We start from the raw sequence: 16,448 nt of genomic DNA on the forward strand, positions 1-16,448 counted from the left end.
GGGGCTCTTTCAGTTCGTGAAGGCGACGGCGTTCTGGGCTTCGATGGCGGCGTCGTAGCCGCCGGCGCCCTGCTCCAGGGTGCGGGCGACACGGCCGATGGTGGTCACGCTGACCCCGGTCCTGTCGTGGATGCCGCGGTAGGGCTCGCCGGCGCGCAGCAACGGCACCACCTTCCAGCGGTCGCACATGGCTTCCAGCTCGGCCGGCGTGCACAGGTCGCGCAGGAAGGCGGCCACCTGCTTCGGGTCGTCCAGCGCGGCCAATGCACGCGACAACGCGCGGAAATCCGCGTCGGATTCGCGCTTGGGCGGGTTGATCGGCCGGCTTTTCATCGTCGCCACCTGGATGAATGTATTAATGTGCTAATACATTAACCAAATATGCTGCGTTGCGTCAAGCCCTGCCTGCAGCCGCGTGTGGAAGGCCGGCCCAGACCCAACCGCCGCTCGGATTGCCACGACCGTTCCCGACGCTGGAAAAACAGAACGGGCCTTGCGGCCCGTTCGTTCGTGCAACAACAAGATGCAGCGCGCTTCAGTTGGTCGAAGCGCTGGCCCCGCCCTGCCCGCAGAACTTCTGCCGGTATTCCATCGCCTTCGGCATCAAGGCCTGCAGGTGTTCCATGCGGGTGCCCGCGCTGGGATGGGTCGAGGCGAATTCCGGCGGCTTCTGCCCGCCCGACATCTGGTCCATGCGCTGCCACAGCGGGATCGCTTCCTGCGGGTTGAAGCAGGCGGCCGCGGCCAGCATCAGGCCCAGTTCGTCGGCCTGCGATTCCTGGCTGCGCGCGTACGGCAGGGCGCTGCCGTAGCCGTAGGCCGACATCACGGTCTGCATGGTGCCGGCATCGATGCCGCTGGCCGCGCCGGCCATCTGCCCGAGCTGCTCCAGCTTGCCGCGGCTCATGCGCTGCGCGCCATGCCGCAACAGGGCATGGCTGATCTCGTGGCCCATCACCACCGCCATCGCGTCGGCGTTCTGCGCGACCGGCACCAGGCCGGTGTAGACCGCCATCTTGCCGCCCGGCAGGCAGAACGCATTGGCCTGCTCGGAATTCAGCACCGCCACGTCCCAGTCGAAGGACTTCTCGATGTGGTTGGCCTGCATGCCGTGCTCGGCGGCGACCGCATCGGTGACCTGCGGCACCCTGGCGATCAGGCGCTGGGCGATGCCGCGGATCTGCTGCGCGATCTGGGAGTTCGGATCGACGGGATGCTCCTGTTGCAGGATTTCCTCGAACGCCTGCAGGCCCATCGCCTTCTCGTCGTCGGGCGAGATGCTCTTGTCGATCAGCACCGTCTCGCCGGTCAGGGGATCGGTGCTGCGGTTGGAGAAGTAGTAGTACGCCGCGTAGCCCGCGAACAGCACCAGGATCAGCAGGCGCGGGTTGAAGCCGCGACGCCGCGGCTGCTGCTGGTATTGCTGGTTGCCGAACGGATCCTGGTTCATCGCCTGCTCCTGTGTGGCTTGCGCGGCACGCCGCGCGAGGTTCATCCGGATACTACAACTGCCTGACCAGGCGGAAACCGACGCGCGCATTGGTCACGTCGGTGCCGCCGGCCGACCGCCAGGCCGAGCGCACCTGCGCCGGCGCGCTGGCCCACGAGCCGCCGCGGTAGATGCGGTTGCGGCAGCCCGGATTCACCCACGCGGATCCGTTCGCCGGTGCGCGCCGATAGCCTTCGTGCCAGCAATCGGCGATCCATTCGCTCACATTGCCGGCCATGTCGTGAAGACCGTATGCATTCGCGGCGAAACTGCCCACCGGGGCCGGCCCCCACCAGCCGTCGGCATAGCCGGCGAAGGCGTTGCTCCACGAACGTCCGCGCGGCGAGCGGTCGCCCGCGCCGGTCAGGTTGTCCTGGCCAGCCGGCGGCAGGCCTTCGCCCCACGGGAAGCGGGTGCCGCTGCCCGCGCGCAACGCGTATTCGAACTCGGCTTCGCTGGGCAGGCGGTAATGCGCGCCGGTCTGCCCGGACAGCCAGGCGGCATAGGCCTCGGCGTCGCGGGCGGTGACGTGCACCACCGGCATGTCGGCACGCGCCGGCCGGCCGTCGTAACCGGAGCGCCAGTCGATCCCGCTGCCGCGCACGAAGTTGCCGCTGCGGGTGTCGTAGGCCATCGAATGCCCGCGCTGGGTGGCGCGCGGTTCGTAGTCCGTCGCCGCCACGAAGCGCCCGAACTCGCCGACGCTGACCTCGTTGCGCGACATCGCGAAGCCGCGCTCCAGCTGCACCGCGTGCAGCGGCTGTTCGGCGGGGGTCGCGCCGAGCTCGCCTTCCGGTGCGCCCATGCGGAATGCCCCGTGCGGCACCACCACCAGCACCGGCCCGCGGCTGCCGTCCTGCAGGCCGTCGGTGAACACCTGGCCCGGCCGGAACAGCCCGTAATGGCCGACCAGGTCGATGCGCTGACGCAATTCCACGCTGGCCGGATCGCCGGGCGCGGCGATCCGCAGCATCTCGGCCAGGCGCTCGCGGGCGATGCGCAGGCCGCCATCGTCGCCCAGCGCGATCAGGCCTTCGTCGCGCAGGCGGCGTATGCGTTCGCTGCGGATGACCTCGATCCGGTGACGCGCCGAGGGGATCGTGCCGGGATGATGGCGAACCGCATCGGCGCGCGCCAGCCAGGCGTGCGCGGCATCGAAATCGCCGTCCTGCGCCGCGATTTCGGCACGCCGGATCAGCCCGCTTTCGACCGCCGCGATGCCCTGCGCCGCGCGCGCCTGTCCCGGGCGCAATTGCAGGGCGGCGCGGAATGCCGCCAAGGCGCCGTCGAAGTCCCCTTTCTCCAGCAGCGCTTCGCCGCCGGCATTCCGGTTCCAGGCCTGCTCGCCGCGATCCACCCGCTGCAAATACGCCGCGACCTCGCCGTCCTGCGGCCACAGCTTGCGCAGCACGGCGCCGCTGCGCTGCGCCGCGCGCAGTGCGTCGCCATCGTCGTCCGCCGCCAGCGCCGCGTCGCCTTGCGCGATCAGCGCGGTGCGCGCCTCGGCCAACGAGCGGGCGATGCCGGGATCGTCCGGTTGCAGGCGTTGCAGCGCGAGCAGCAGGGGGATCGCCGAATCCGCGGTCTCGAACAGATCGCCCGCGGCGATCGCGCGCTTCGCCTTGTTGCGCGCGGCGGCGGCGGTTCCCGCCTGCAGCTCGACCGCCGGCAGCGACCAGCTCAGCACCCCCGCAAGCTCGTCGCCGCCGCTGATGCTCACGCTGCCCGTGGGTTCGGCTGCGCCGGGCTTTTCGGCCGGCGCGGGCGCTTCGGGCCTGCAGGCCGCAAGCGCGAACGACAGCGCGACGATGAGGGACCGGCCTGCGCGCAAACCGCACTCCATGTGGCGAATCGGGCGCATCTAGGTTAAGCCATCCCCGCCACCGACCGCATAATGCGCGCATGACGAATTGGATCGACACTCCCGACGCGCTGCGCGCGCGCCTCGCCAACCCGCCCGCCATCATCGGCCTGGATACCGAATTCATCCGCGAACGCACCTACTGGCCGCAACTCGCGCTGGTGCAGATCGCGCTGGGGGAAGCGGAACGGGACATCCTGCTGGTCGATCCGCTGGTGCCCGGGATGTGCGATGCCCTCGCGCCGCTGCTGGCCGATCCCGCGGTGTTGAAGGTGATGCACAGCGCCAGCGAGGACCTGGTCGCGTTCAAGCATGCCTGCGGGGTGTTGCCGGCGCCGATGTTCGACACCCAGCTCGCGGCGGCGCTGGCCGGCGTCGGCGGCGGGATGGGTTACCAGAAGCTGGTGCAGGCGGTGACCGGGGTGGCGCTGGCCAAGGGCGAGACCCGCTCCGACTGGCTGCGCCGCCCGCTGTCCGCGTCGCAGCTGGAATACGCGGCGGACGACGTGCGCCACCTGCATGCGCTGCACCGCCACCTGGACGCCTTGCTGGCCACCCGCGACCGCGGCGCATGGCTGCAGGAAGACTGCGCGCGCCTGCTCGCCACGGTCGCCGACGACCATGGCGAACGCTGGCCGCAGCTGTCGCTGCGCAGTGCGCAGTTCCTCGATCGCGCCGGGCAAGTGCGTCTGTTGCGCCTGTTGCGCTGGCGCGACGCCCATGCGCGCCGCAGCGACCGGCCGCGCAGCTGGATCCTCGACAACGAGCTGGCGTTCGCCATCGCCCGCGCCGCACCCGGCGATCGCGCCGGCGTGCAGGCGATCCTCGACAGCACCCCGAAGGCGTCGCGCAGCCTGGGCGAGGCGATGTTCGAGGCCCTGACCACGCCGTTGCCGGACGAAGCCGAAAGCCCGCCCGCGCGCGGCGACGACCGCGACAAGAAACAGTTGCGCGCGCTGCAGGATGCGGTGGCGGCGGCGGCGACTGACCTCGGCCTGCCCGAGGGCTTGCTGGCCTCGCGCCGGCTGCTTGAAGCCCTGCAGGATGGCGGCGGCTGGAACGGCCCGCTTGCCGGTTGGCGGCGCGGCGTGCTGGAGGATCGGCTGCACCCCCTGCTGGCCGCCGCCGCACCCGCCGCATGAGGCCAAGGCCCGCGGTGTAGCATCGTTTCGACCCCGGGGGAGATCGTCGTGATGCGCCATTCGCTGCTCGTCGCCGCGCTCGTCGCGCTGCTGCCCCCGCCCGCCTGCGCCGCCGACGCCGAGGTCGAGGCGCTGGCCGGCAAGGTCGACGCCCGCGTCCTGGCATGGCGGCGCGACATCCACCAGCATCCGGAACTCGGCAACCGCGAACTGCGCACGGCCAAGCTGGTGGCGGAACGCCTGCGCGCGCTCGGCTTCGAGGACGTGCGCACCGGCATCGCCAGCACCGGCGTCACCGCCGTGCTGCGCGGCGGCAGGCCCGGTCCGCGCATCGCCCTGCGCGCGGACATGGATGCGCTGCCGGTCACCGAACGCAGCGGCCTGCCGTTCGCATCGAAGGCGACCGCCACCTTCCGCGGCGAGCCGGTCGGCGTCATGCACGCCTGCGGCCACGACGCCCACGTCGGCATCCTGCTGGGCGTGGCCGAAGCGCTGGCGTCGAAGAAGGCCACGCTGCCGGGCGAGATCCTCTTCATTTTCCAGCCGGCCGAGGAAGGCCCGCCCGACGGCGAGGAAGGCGGCGCCGAGGAGATGCTGGCGCAGGGGATCTTCCAGCGCTTCAAGCCCACGGCGGTGTTCGGCCTGCACGTGTTCAGCACGCTCAACGCCGGCCAGCTGGGCTGGCGCAGCGGCCCGGCGATGGCCGCTTCCGACCGTTTCAACATCGTGGTGCACGGGCGGCAGACGCACGGCTCGCGGCCCTGGGGCGGGATCGACCCGATCGTCGCCGCCGCCGACCTGGTCGGCACCGCGCAGACCATCGTCAGCCGCCGCCAGGACATCAGCAGGCTGCCGGTCGTGCTCAGCTTCGGCGCGATCAAGGGCGGCATCCGCTACAACATCATCCCCGACTCGGTGGAGCTGGTCGGCACCATCCGCACCTTCGACGAGGGCATGCGCCAATCGGCGTTCGCGGACCTGCGCAACGTGGCCGAAAACGTGGCCAGGGCGCATGGCGCGAGCGCGGTGGTGCAGGTGCCGGACACCAAGGGCAATCCGGTCACCGTCAACGACCCTGCCCTCGCCGCGCGCAGCGTGCCCAGCCTGCGCAAGGCCGTGGGCGACGCCAACGTGGTCGAGATGGGCCTGGTGATGGGCGCCGAGGACTTCAGCTTCTACGCGCGCGAAGTGCCGGGGTTCTTCTTCTTCGTCGGCGCCACCCCCAGGGGCGAGGATGCGGCCAGGGCGCCCTCCAACCACTCGCCGGAATTCTTCCTCGACGAGGAGGCGCTCAAGGTCGGTACCCGCGCGATGCTGCAGCTGGTGCTGGACCACCAGCGCGGCGCGGGCGCCTGACCCGGCAACGAAAAAGCCGGCCATGGGCCGGCTTTTTCGGATGTTTGGTGGAGCCAGGGAGGATCGAACTCCCGACCTCGTCATTGCGAACGACGCGCTCTCCCAGCTGAGCTATGGCCCCAAGGGGACTGGAAGTCTAAGGGAGGCACGATGCGCAGGCAAGCGCTCGGTCCGCCCCGAACAATGCGCCGATCTGCAGCGCCGTTCGATAGGGTTCCGGGTCGTTGCGGTTGCTCAGCAGCACCACGGTCAGCCGCTGTCGCGGCCAGCGCACGATCACGTTGCGGAAGCCGACGGTCTCGCCGGAATGCCAGAGGGTATCGCCGCTGATGCGCCAGCCGAAGCCGTATCGCGCCTGGTAATCCTCGCCCGTCACCTCGGCCTGCGGGCTGAAGGCCTGCGCGCGCCAGGCATCGCCGAGCAGGCGGTCGTCGTACAGGGCCGCATCCCAGCGCGCGAGGTCGTCGATGCTGGAATAGATGCCGCCGTCGCCGAGCACCGCGCTGGTCGAACTCTGGTCGGTGCGCTGCCAATGGCCATCGATTTCGCTGTAGCCCCAGGCCCGATGCGGGACCTCCGGGCCGCCGGCGACATGGGCCAGGCTGTCGTGCATGCCCAGCGGTTCGAAGATCCGGCGGCGCAGGAACTCCGGATAGGCCATGCCCGAGGCGCGCTCCACCACCAGCGACAGCAATGCGTAGGCGCTGTTGCTGTAGCGGTAGGCGCTGCCGGGCGGGAAATACAGCCGGTTCTGCTTCGACAGCAGTTCCAGCACGCCGGCATCCAGGATCTGGCCCGGGTACGGCTCGGCCATCAGGTCCTCGTAGTCGACCAGGCCGGAGGTGTGGGTGAGGAGGTGGCGCAAGGTCACCGCATCCGCCGCCGGCGGCAGCGCCGGCAACCATGCGCGCGCGCGGTCGTCGATGCCGAGCTTGCCGTCCTGCGCCAGCAGCAGGATCGCGGCGGCGGTGAACTGCTTGCTGACCGAGGCCAGCCGGTAGCTCGTCGCCGGGCCGGCCTCGGTGCCGAGCTCCAGGTCGGAACGCCCGTAGCCGCGGCTCACCACCGCTTCGCCATCGTGCACGACCAGCAGCGAGGCACCGGGCACGTCGCCCTCGTAGCGTTGCATCAAGCGGTCGATCTGGACCTGTCGTTCGGGTTGTTCGGGCGAAGTCACGGGCACGTCGTACAGGGTGTGGGGAGTGGGTTCCGGCTGGAAGGTGAAATGCCACCATTCCATCGGATAGTTGCGGAACCCGTGGGCGGCCATCGCAGCGCGCAACAGGTGGCGGTTGGCGCGCTGGGTGGCGGTCGCCTCGGGCGAATCGGTGTTGGCGCGGGTACCGAAGAAATCGAAGTCGGTGCCCATGTCCAACGGCCTGCAGCCGGCATCGCGGCCGTCGCACTGCAGCAGGGTGAGATCCAGCGTGGCCCCGCGGCTGTGGCCGGACACCGGCGCGATGTAGCCGCCCAGCAACTGCGGCTTGTCGAGGTCCGGGTAATGCACGGGCTTGGTCTTGAGATCGGCGGGATCGGCGGCCCAGCGCATGAAGTGCGCGACCGCGCGCGCCGGCCGGTAGCAGTCGTAGATGCGCAGGCGCTGGTGGCGTTCGCGCAGGCCGCGTTCGACCCGCGCCAGCGCCTCGGCGGCCTCGCGCTTGAGCCAGCAGCGCGGCGCCCGGTAGCCATCGACCGGCGCGCCGACGAAGTTGTCGCGGCCGTAATACTTGATGTCCTGCGCGATGTCCGGCACCAGGCCGCGGATGTCGACCATGCCGGCCTCGGCCATGGTCCTGGCCGGGGACAGCACGGGCTCCGGCTGCCGGGCGACGCTCGCGCAACCGATGGTCGCGAGCAGCAATGCCGCCAAGGCCGCGCGGCGGCTAGTCACAGGCGCCGACCCGCACGAAGTCGAGGTCCTCGTAGTCGGAGCTGAAGTCGCCCTCCGGGTCGAGCTTGGCCATGCGCAGCCGGCGCGCATCGCCCGAGCCGGAGAAATCCAGCCAGGCGTCGATATCGACCGCGATGTCGTCCCAGTGCAGCAGGTAGCGGCCATCGAGCGCAGCGACCCTGCCGTGCATCTTCGGCGACTTCAGCGAGCGCCATTCCACGCCATCGCCGGCCGGGCACAGGCGCACGTCGCCGAACCACGGATCGCGCCAGGTGCCGAGCCACGCCCGCATCTCCGATGCCGGCACCGGCTTGCGCGCGGCGACGTCCGGCAGCTTCGGCTTGGCCGGCGCTGCAGCGCCGGCCGGGGGCTTCGCCAGTGCGTCGGCGTAGCCCGCCACGCCCAGCGATTTTTCCGGAGCGGTGAACAGCTTCAGCAGGACTTCGCCGAGCATGCTGCGCGCGCGGTCGCCATCGCCGTTGATCATCAGCACGAAGCCGGACCTGCGGTCCGGCAACAGCATCATCATCGAATACATGCCGCCCAGGGTGCCGGTGTGCGAGACCGTCCACGCGCCGTCGGCATCGGCCAGGCGGAAGCCGTAGGCATAGGCGTAGTAATGGGTGCCGTCCCAGCGTTTGCGTTGCGCGGAGATCGGCATCGGCGTGCGCGCCTTCCACAGCTCGGCGCGCTGCGCATCGCCGAGCCAGGCTTTCTGCGCATCGTTCGGCGCCAGCCAGTTGCCGGCCCAGGCCAGCATGTCGTCGAGGCTGCAGCGGATGCCGCCCGCCGGGGCGGAGGCGATCGCCGGCACGGTCGCGCCGTCGCGACGCATCGCGATGTTGCGCGCGCCTTCGCGCGTGTGCGGCTGCGCCACGCTGCCGGCCGCGGCCAGCCCGAACTCGCCGACCCGGCAGCCGTCCAACCCGAGCGGTTGGAACAATTCGCGGCGCACCAGTTCCTCGTAGGACGCGCCGCCGGCCGCGGCGGCGACCTGCCCCGCCACCACGTACAGCAGGTTGTCGTAGGCATAGCCGGCGCGGAAGCCATAGGCCGGCCTGATGTAGCGCAGGCCGCCGACGATGTCGTCGCGGGTGAACAGGTTGGGTTCCGGCCACAGCATCAGGTCGCCGCCGCCCTCGGGCAGGCCGCTGTTGTGCACCAGCAGGTCGCTGACCGTCATGTGCCGGGTGACCCAGGGGTCGTGCATGGCGAACTGCGGCAGGTGCTTCACCACCGGATCGTCCCAGCGCAGCCTGCCCTGCTGCACCAGCCGCGCCAGCACGCTGGCGGTCATCGCCTTGCTGTTGGAGGCGATCTTGAACAAGGTCCTGGTGGTCACCGGATCGCCGCTGCCGGCGACGGTTTCGCCATAGCCGCGCGCATACACCACCTTGCCGTCCTCGATCACGCCGACCGCGATGCCGGGCAGCTTGTAACGTTCGACGGTCGCGCGCACCGCGGCGTCGATCGCGCCGGGGGCCGGGCCGGATGCCGGCGCCGCGGCCTGCGCCCACGGCGCGGCCGCGAGCGCGAATACGAGCAATGCACGCGATGCCGCGCGGTTCATGCGGTGATCCAGTCGGTGGCCGGGCGTTCGCCGGCGATCATCTCATCGAACGTCTGCCGTTTGCGGACCAGCGCGTAGCGGCCGTCGTCGACCAGCACTTCCGCCGCGAGGGGACGCGAGTTGTAGGTCGAGGCCATCGATGCGCCGTAAGCGCCGGCGCCGAGGATGGCGACCAGGTCGCCGGCCCGGCAACGCGGCAATGCGCGCGCGCTGGCGAAGGTGTCGCCGGTTTCGCAAACCGGGCCGACCACGTCGTAGCCGATGCGTTCGCGCCCGGCGTTGTCGCCGATGCGGACGATGTCGTGCCAGGCCTCGTAGAGGCTGGGCCGAAGCAGGTCGTTCATCGCCGCATCCAGCACCAGGAAACGCCGCGCATCGCCCTGCTTCTCCAGCAGCACCCGCGACAGCAGCAGGCCTGCCTCCGCCACCAGCCAGCGTCCGGGTTCGACCAGGATGCGGCCCTTGAAGCCGGCCAGCGCCTCGCGGATCGCGGCCACGTATTCGCCGGCATCCGGCGCCTGTTCGCCCTCGCGATAGCGCACGCCCAGTCCGCCGCCGACGTCGATGCTGGCGATGGCATGGCCGGCGGCTTCGAGATCGCGCCAGAACGCGGCCATGCGCCGCAACGCCTCGCGCACCGGGTCCAGGCTCAGCAGCTGCGAACCGATGTGCATGTGCAGGCCGTCGAGCCGCACGTTCGTCCATTGCGCCTTCGCATCGAACCAGCCGCGCGCCTCGGCGATGGAGACGCCGAACTTGTTCTCCGCCTTGCCGGTGGAGATCTTGGCGTGGGTCCGCGCGTCCACGTCGGGATTGATCCGCACCGAGGCACGCGCCACTGCGTGGTTTCGCGCCGCGATGCGCTGGATGGCGTCGAGTTCGGCGCCGGATTCCACGTTGAAGCGCGCGATGCCGGCGCGCAATGCCATCGCGATTTCCGCGTCGGACTTGCCCACGCCGGAGAACACGATGCGTTCGGCCGGGATCCCGGCGCGCAGCGCGCGCTGCAACTCGCCGCCGGAGACGATGTCCGCGCCCGCGCCTTCCCCCGCCAACAGGCGCAGCACCGCGCCGTTGCCGTTGGCCTTCACCGCGTAGCAGATGCCGGCGTCGAGCCCGTGCAAGGCCGCCTGCAACGCGCGAACGCGCGCGCGGATCGCCGGCGCCGAGTACACGTAGAGCGGCGTACCCTCGCGCTCGCCGAGGGCCGCGAGCTCGACGCCCGCGAACGTGGAAAAACCCGCTTCCGGCGGCATTGCCTGTTCCAAAAAAAAGAAGGCGGCCCGCATGGGCCGCCCGAGGGGAAGGACGGTCAGAAATTCCAGGTGACCACGAGCTGTGCGTAACGCGGCGATTGCCACCGGGTGCCTGTATTCCAGGTTGAACGCATCTGGCCCGGCTGCGCTTCATAGCGTTGGCTCACGTTGATCACCTGCTGCTGGTCGAGCAAGTTGAACACCGAGAAGCGCACCTTCAGATCGATATCCGGCACCGGCAAGGTCCAAGTAACGTTCGCACCCAGGTTGTAGGTCCATGGCAAGCGACCGCCCCAGCCACGGCCAGCGTATTCGTACACCCGGTTCGCCACCGGCACGGTCGAGCAATTCGGCAGGCCAGCCGGCGGAATGCAGTGCCAGAACGTGCCGCCACCCGACCCGATCGAGGTAACGCTGCCGCCGGCCAACGAGTCGTTCGGCCAGGTCACGCCGAATGCATTGATCGGGCCGCCCGACTGCGCGACGAGGGTGGCACCGAACGACCACACTTCGTTGAGCTCGTAACTGCCGCGCAGCTTGATCTGGTGCGTGCGGTCGTTGAAAAGCGGACCGTAGTCCTGATTGTTGGCGGGGTGATCCCAGTGCTGGACCATGCCCGTGTCGCCATAGTTGGTATCGGAATTGACCGGGCCTTCATGGTTGCCTTCCGACTTCGACCACAGGTAGGACGCGTTGAACGCCCACTTGCCATCCCACGCGCGATCGATCTGGAATTCCACCGCCTTGTAGGTACGCTTGGGCTTGGAGTACCCAATGATCGTGTTGGTGGTGGAGGTCATGTACCCTTCTCGGGAGGTGTCGATGGTGACCCATCCGTCCTGCGCACAGCCCATCGCGGTGGTGCCCCACAAGGTCAACTCGTCACCTGGGTTGGCGATCGGGAACAGGGTGCCGTGGCGCACGCCGCAGAGTGCGTTGATACGCACGTCGTCCATCGCATTCGGCATGCGCCGGTAGGTCGCGTTGACGCCCCACGACCATGCCGGGCTGATCGCGCTCTGGAAGCCGAAGATCGCCTCGTCCTGGTAGACCGCATCGATGTCGTGGTCAACGCTCTGGCGCAGGTCGGCCACCGAGATATTGAAGGTGTCGTCCACCGGGCCGATCTGCGCGCCGATGATCGGCTCCATGTAGGGCGCGCCGGTGACTGGATTGGTCGCCGCGCGCCAGCCATCGAGTGCGTAGAAGGTGCGCTCGTCGGTCAGCCCGCCGGCGAAGGTATAACTCATGATGCTGGAGATCGGCAGGTAATACCGGCCCAGATTGCCGAACAGCTTGGTGCTGCCATCGCCCTTCATGTCCCAGGAGAAGCCCAAACGCGGCGAAAGCAGCTTCTTGGTATCGAAGAACGTGGTGCCGGCGGCCGTCTTGTTCTCGAAGTTGTCGAGGCGCAGGCCGAGGTTCAGCATAAAGTTCGGTGTGATATTCCACACGTCTTCGAGATACAGCGCGCTGGCCTCGATGTCGAACACGCCGCCGTCGGCGCGTTCCCGCGCCATCAGGAAAGCGTTCACCCCCGTCGGCAGCGGCGTCCCGTTATCCAGCACTTGGGTGGGGCTAGTGCGCCCATAGGCGGTGTACTGCTTGCCGTCGCCGGGATAGAAAGTGACCCGGTCGGTGGTCATCAATTCATGATCCCAGCCGAAGCGGAGCAGGTGATCGCCCAGTGACCATTCGAAATCCAGGCGCTTGGCCTTGCGCTCATCCTCGTGCGAAATCACGTTGGATCCGGGATGGCAACCCAGCACCGGGCTGCCCATTGCGCGGTAAACGGCGCCGTAAGAGGCGTTGTTGTAGGTCACCCAATTGCACAATTCGTCCGCTGGCGAGCGGATGAAGCTGCTGCTGCGATTGATGCCATACATGGCCTTGGCGGTGAAATTTTCGCCGAAGTGGCCGGTATAAGTGATCGACCCGTTTTTGCCGCCACCCGACGACGAGGACTGGCTGGGTGCCGCGGCACCGACGCTGGCGGTGTCGAAGTTGTATGTGTAGACCTTGGTAAGCGAATCGCCCGCATCCGAAAATGCGAGCAGTTCGAGCAAATGGTCGTCGTTGATCTGCCAATCCAGCTTGCCGCCCCAGAAGCCATTGCTCGATTCGCGGCGGCTGAGGCTGTTGCCTGCGGCATTGGTGAATCGCGACGGGTTATCGCGCCATTCGTACATCGCGAACAGGAACAACCTGTCCTTCACCAGAGGGCCGGATCCCCAGACATTGGCCTTGGTGAAGCTGGTGCGATCATGGCTGGAGCGCACATTGACCGAACCATCCGCATAGTAGTGGTCGTCGCCCTCGGCATGCCACGCAGCCGGTTCAAACGTGGTCTGGATGCCACCCTTGAATACGTTGCTGCCGCGACGGGTCACCGCGTTGATCACGCCTCCGGTACTGCGGCCGAACTCCACGGAGTAGCCGCCCGTCTTGACCTGGAATTCCTCGTAGAAGGCGAATGGCACGGTCGAGAAGCTCTGGCGGCGGTAGAAATCTGTGACGTTCAAGCCGTTGATGAAGACCGAGTTCTCGGCGACCGATGAACCGCCGAAGGAAATGCCCCCGAATGAAGAATTTCCGCTGAGTACGCCTGGCGCCAGCAGTGCAATCGAACCCAGCGTCTGGTCCACCGGCACCCGCGCCAGTTCCTCGCGGCTGATGTTGGTCGCCGTTTCCGTCGAATACACATCCACGCGATTGATGACGCGAGAACCGACCACCTGCACGGTATCGAGGTTCGTCAGGCCACCCTCGCCGCCGAGGTTGATCGTGGCCGTGCCGCCCAGCGGCACGTTGACCTGCAGCGGCGATCCGACCGCCTGCCCGGCGCGCGTCACCTGCAGGCTGTAGTCGCCCACCGGCAGCTGGCTCAGGCGATAGCTGCCGTCCGTGCCCACCGTGACCGTGCGGCTGGCACCGGTCGCGCTGTTCACGATGGTGACCTGGTCGCCGGCAGTGGCGCGGCCCGCGACCGAACCCGTCGCGCTTTGCGCGTATGCCGGCACCACGGCCAGCGACGACAGGCACACGCCCATCGCGATGCTGAGTACGGATTTGCGCAAGTTGCGGGTGCTGCTCATGACTACTCCCCGGTCGATGATCTGGTTGGATTGCGCCATCCGGGGCGTGCCACACCCGGACGGGACCTTGGCGATCTGCTGCTTTCACGCCTGTGTAACACGCAGGCAACCGCTGGTCAATAATTTATTCTTGGCGTATAAATATTTCGAATCACCTATTCCGCAATGCACAAAACCGCGCGCCGGCCGGCGCCGTGGCAAGCTGGAAAAAAGGAAGGACATGACCGAAATGCGACGCCAGCGAACTGCGCTTCCCGTGTTGCGGATGCTGGCGATGGCGCTTGCGCTCGCCGCCCTGCCCGGACTGGCGCGCGATCCGGCCAGGACCGCACCGGCATCGATGCCGGCGATGCCGGCGATGCCGGCAAGCGGCGTCATCGGCGTCGAGGATGCGTATTTCTCGCCGGGATTCTGGATCGCGCGCACCCAGGCGGCGAATCGCGCGCTGATGGCGCCGGCCGCGATCGACGCCCGCAACGCACGCCTGTTGCGCGACGACGATTCGATGCACGACCTCTCGGCGCTGCCTGCCAGCCTGACCCGCGCGCAGGTCGCCGGCTGGATCGAGGGTCTCGCCTCGCCGCCGGCGAAACCGCTGTGGGACGAAGCCGGCAAGCCGGTGCCGAAGGCGAGCCTCGATGCGATCGTCGGCAACCGCGCGATGGAGGCGATCCCGGCGAACCAGGCCACCCGCTACGGCATGGCCGTGCAACGCGCCGCATTGCGCGCCTTCCCGACCGCGCTGCGGGTGTTCAGCAGCGACGACGATGCCGACATCGACCGCTTCCAGGAAAGCGCGCTGTTCCCGGGCGACCCGGTCGCCATCGCCCATGCCAGCGCGGACGGCCAGTGGCTGTTCGTGGTCAGCCCGCGCTATGCGGCATGGGTCGAGGCCAAGGCGATCGCCAGCGGCGACAGGGCCACCGTGCTGGCCTATGCGCAGCGCACGCCGTACCGCGTCATCACCGGCGCAAAGCCGCGCACCGTGTTCACCCGCGAGGAACCGCGGGTATCCGAAGTGCAGCTGGACATGGGCGTGCGCATTCCGCAGGCCGGCGCGCCGCTGGACGAGCCGGTCAACGGCCAGCATCCGTACAGCGCGTGGATCCTCGACCTGCCGGTGCGCAACGCGGACGGAGGCCTCGGCTTCGCGCCGGCGCTGCTGCAGAAGAACGCCGACAGCGCCCCCGGCTACCTGCCGCTGACCCGCGCCAACATCATCCGCCAAGCGTTCAAGTTCCTCGGCGAACGCTACGGCTGGGGCCATTCGTACAACGGCCGCGACTGCAGCGGCTTCGTCTCCGAGGTCTACCGCAGCATGGGCGTGCAGCTGCCGCGCAACACCAGCGACCAGGCGGTCAGCCCGGTGTTCGCGCGTACCCATTTCGAAGCCGGCGATTCCCGCGCCAAGCGCATGGCCGCGGTCGCGGCGCTGGATGTCGGCGACCTGATCTACATCCCCGGGCACGTGATGATGTTCGTCGGCCGCATCGACGGCATGCCCTACGTGATCCACGACACCAACGGCGGCAGCACCCTCGGCGCCGACGGCGAACTGCATTCGATGCACCTCAACGGCGTGTCGCTGACCCCGCTCTTGCCATTGCGCTTCGGCAAGGACCACGATTACGTCGACCGCATCACTAATATCGTCCGGGTGACGAAACGCCAATGAAAATCACCGACATCCGTTTCGGCATGCTGCGCGTGCCGCTGAAGACGCCGTTCAAGACCGCGCTGCGCAGCGTCGAGCAGGTCGAGGACGTGGTGGTGATGGTGCATACCGACAGCGGCCACGTCGGCTACGGCAGCGCGCCGGCCACCGCGGTGATCACCGGCGACACCCACGGCTCGATCGTGGAGGCGGTGCGCCAGTACATCGCGCCGCGGATCCTCGGCCAGGACATCGCCAACCTCAACCGCATCACCGGCCTGATCCAGGGCGCGATGGAGAAGAACACCAGCGCCAAGGCCGCGGTGGAGATCGCGGTGCACGACCTGTGGGGCCAGCTGTACGGCGCGCCGCTGTACCAGCTGCTGGGCGGCGGCGAACCGGCGATCACCACCGACATCACCATCAGCGTGGACTACATCGACAAGATGGTGGCCGATTCGCTGGCGGCGGTGGAGCGCGGCTTCGAGTCGCTGAAGATCAAGGTGGGCAAGGACATCGGCGTCGACATCGAGCGCACCAAGGCGATCCACGCCGCGGTCGAGGGCCGCGCCCTGCTCCGCCTCGACGCCAACCAGGGCTGGACCGCCAAGCAGGCGGTGTTCGCGCTGCAGACGCTGGAGGATGCGGGCGTGAAACTGGAGCTGGTCGAGCAGCCGGTCAAGGCGCACGACCTGGCCGGCCTGCGCTACGTGACCGAGCGCGTGCACACGCCGGTGATGGCCGACGAAAGCGTGTTCGGCCCGCGCGAGGTGGTGGAACTCATCCGCATGCGCGCGGCCGACATCGTCAACATCAAGCTGATGAAGACCGGCGGCATCTCCAACGCGGTCAAGATCGCCGACATCTGCGGGCTGTACGGCGTCGACTGCATGATCGGCTGCATGCTGGAATCCAGCATCGGCGTGGCCGCCGCGGTGCATCTCGCCGTCGCCAAGTCCGACGTGATCAGCAAGGTCGACCTCGACGGCCCCTCGCTGTGCCAGTACGACCCGGTGGCCGGCGGCGTCATCTTCAACGAATCGGAGATCAGCGTGACCGCTGCGCCTGGCCTCGGCATCCGCAGCATCGAGGGCCTCGCCCCGGCCGCGGACAAGGCCGCCTGAGGCGCGCGCG

General features: G+C 68.7%; 11 protein-coding genes and 1 tRNA gene. 4 read left to right on the top strand and 8 right to left on the bottom strand.

What is annotated here, in order from left to right; genetic code table 11:
- Positions 1-9 precede the first annotated feature (9 nt).
- The 3 genes from FHQ07_RS02735 to FHQ07_RS02745 form a co-directional block, all read right to left on the bottom strand.
- Entirely contained in the window at positions 10-333 is a 324-nt protein-coding gene (locus FHQ07_RS02735) for a YerC/YecD family TrpR-related protein (protein ID WP_139715238.1), read from the bottom strand.
- Positions 334-535: 202 nt separating this feature from the next.
- The gene (locus FHQ07_RS02740; protein WP_139715239.1) at positions 536-1,450 is read right to left on the bottom strand and encodes a M48 family metallopeptidase; all 915 of its coding nucleotides are present in this window, start codon (positions 1,448-1,450) and stop codon (positions 536-538) included.
- A gap of 52 nt (positions 1,451-1,502) precedes the next feature.
- Entirely contained in the window at positions 1,503-3,332 is a 1,830-nt protein-coding gene (locus FHQ07_RS02745) for an SUMF1/EgtB/PvdO family nonheme iron enzyme (protein ID WP_139715240.1), read from the bottom strand.
- A gap of 59 nt (positions 3,333-3,391) precedes the next feature.
- Between FHQ07_RS02745 and rnd the strand changes: the two genes are divergently transcribed.
- Together rnd and FHQ07_RS02755 are read left to right on the top strand one after the other, a co-directional pair.
- Positions 3,392-4,492: a ribonuclease D gene (gene rnd / locus FHQ07_RS02750; RefSeq protein ID WP_139715241.1), complete on the top strand. Its 1,101-nt coding sequence runs from the start codon at positions 3,392-3,394 to the stop codon at positions 4,490-4,492.
- Positions 4,493-4,543: 51 nt separating this feature from the next.
- On the top strand, positions 4,544-5,848 hold the full coding sequence (locus FHQ07_RS02755) for an amidohydrolase (protein WP_139715242.1): 1,305 nt from the start codon (positions 4,544-4,546) through the stop codon (positions 5,846-5,848).
- A gap of 45 nt (positions 5,849-5,893) precedes the next feature.
- On the opposite strand, the gene FHQ07_RS02760 is transcribed toward FHQ07_RS02755, so the two are convergent.
- The 5 genes from FHQ07_RS02760 to FHQ07_RS02780 form a co-directional block, all read right to left on the bottom strand.
- A tRNA-Ala gene (locus tag FHQ07_RS02760) sits at positions 5,894-5,969 on the bottom strand.
- A gap of 15 nt (positions 5,970-5,984) precedes the next feature.
- Positions 5,985-7,829 (bottom strand): serine hydrolase, encoded by a 1,845-nt coding sequence (locus tag FHQ07_RS14700; protein WP_425476938.1) that lies wholly within the window; start codon positions 7,827-7,829, stop codon positions 5,985-5,987.
- On the bottom strand, positions 7,732-9,309 hold the full coding sequence (locus FHQ07_RS02770; protein WP_139715243.1) for a serine hydrolase: 1,578 nt from the start codon (positions 9,307-9,309) through the stop codon (positions 7,732-7,734). Before FHQ07_RS02770 ends, FHQ07_RS14700 begins: the two co-directional genes overlap by 98 nt.
- Positions 9,306-10,565 carry a diaminopimelate decarboxylase gene (gene lysA / locus FHQ07_RS02775; RefSeq protein WP_240703536.1) on the bottom strand — a complete coding sequence of 420 codons (1,260 nt, stop codon included), beginning with the start codon at positions 10,563-10,565 and terminating at the stop codon, positions 9,306-9,308. The genes FHQ07_RS02770 and lysA overlap by 4 nt, the downstream gene beginning before the upstream one ends.
- A 56-nt stretch (positions 10,566-10,621) precedes the next feature.
- Positions 10,622-13,660 (bottom strand): TonB-dependent receptor, encoded by a 3,039-nt coding sequence (locus tag FHQ07_RS02780; protein ID WP_139715245.1) that lies wholly within the window; start codon positions 13,658-13,660, stop codon positions 10,622-10,624.
- Positions 13,661-13,880: 220 nt separating this feature from the next.
- On the opposite strand from FHQ07_RS02780, the gene FHQ07_RS02785 reads away from it, so the two are divergent.
- The gene (locus FHQ07_RS02785; protein WP_240703537.1) at positions 13,881-15,335 is read left to right on the top strand and encodes a C40 family peptidase; all 1,455 of its coding nucleotides are present in this window, start codon (positions 13,881-13,883) and stop codon (positions 15,333-15,335) included.
- The gene (locus tag FHQ07_RS02790; RefSeq protein ID WP_139715246.1) at positions 15,332-16,438 is read left to right on the top strand and encodes a dipeptide epimerase; all 1,107 of its coding nucleotides are present in this window, start codon (positions 15,332-15,334) and stop codon (positions 16,436-16,438) included. The genes FHQ07_RS02785 and FHQ07_RS02790 overlap by 4 nt, the downstream gene beginning before the upstream one ends.
- The last annotated feature ends 10 nt before the right edge of the window (positions 16,439-16,448 follow it).

It is taken from the genome of Thermomonas aquatica (genome assembly GCF_006337105.1).
In the GTDB taxonomy this organism is placed as follows: Bacteria; Pseudomonadota; Gammaproteobacteria; order Xanthomonadales; family Xanthomonadaceae; genus Thermomonas; species Thermomonas aquatica.

Excerpts from the sequence above, each read along its gene's own strand:
- FHQ07_RS02735 (WP_139715238.1), bottom strand. The coding sequence starts at position 333 with ATGAAAAGCCGGCCGATCAACCCGCCCAAGCGCGAATCCGACGCGGAT.
- FHQ07_RS02740 (WP_139715239.1), bottom strand. The coding sequence starts at position 1,450 with ATGAACCAGGATCCGTTCGGCAACCAGCAATACCAGCAGCAGCCGCGG.
- FHQ07_RS02745 (WP_139715240.1), bottom strand. The coding sequence starts at position 3,332 with ATGGAGTGCGGTTTGCGCGCAGGCCGGTCCCTCATCGTCGCGCTGTCG.
- rnd (WP_139715241.1), top strand. The coding sequence starts at position 3,392 with ATGACGAATTGGATCGACACTCCCGACGCGCTGCGCGCGCGCCTCGCC.
- FHQ07_RS02755 (WP_139715242.1), top strand. The coding sequence starts at position 4,544 with ATGCGCCATTCGCTGCTCGTCGCCGCGCTCGTCGCGCTGCTGCCCCCG.
- FHQ07_RS14700 (WP_425476938.1), bottom strand. The coding sequence starts at position 7,829 with ATGCGCGCCGGCTGCGCATGGCCAAGCTCGACCCGGAGGGCGACTTCA.
- FHQ07_RS02770 (WP_139715243.1), bottom strand. The coding sequence starts at position 9,309 with ATGAACCGCGCGGCATCGCGTGCATTGCTCGTATTCGCGCTCGCGGCC.
- lysA (WP_240703536.1), bottom strand. The coding sequence starts at position 10,565 with ATGCCGCCGGAAGCGGGTTTTTCCACGTTCGCGGGCGTCGAGCTCGCG.
- FHQ07_RS02780 (WP_139715245.1), bottom strand. The coding sequence starts at position 13,660 with ATGAGCAGCACCCGCAACTTGCGCAAATCCGTACTCAGCATCGCGATG.
- FHQ07_RS02785 (WP_240703537.1), top strand. The coding sequence starts at position 13,881 with ATGACCGAAATGCGACGCCAGCGAACTGCGCTTCCCGTGTTGCGGATG.
- FHQ07_RS02790 (WP_139715246.1), top strand. The coding sequence starts at position 15,332 with ATGAAAATCACCGACATCCGTTTCGGCATGCTGCGCGTGCCGCTGAAG.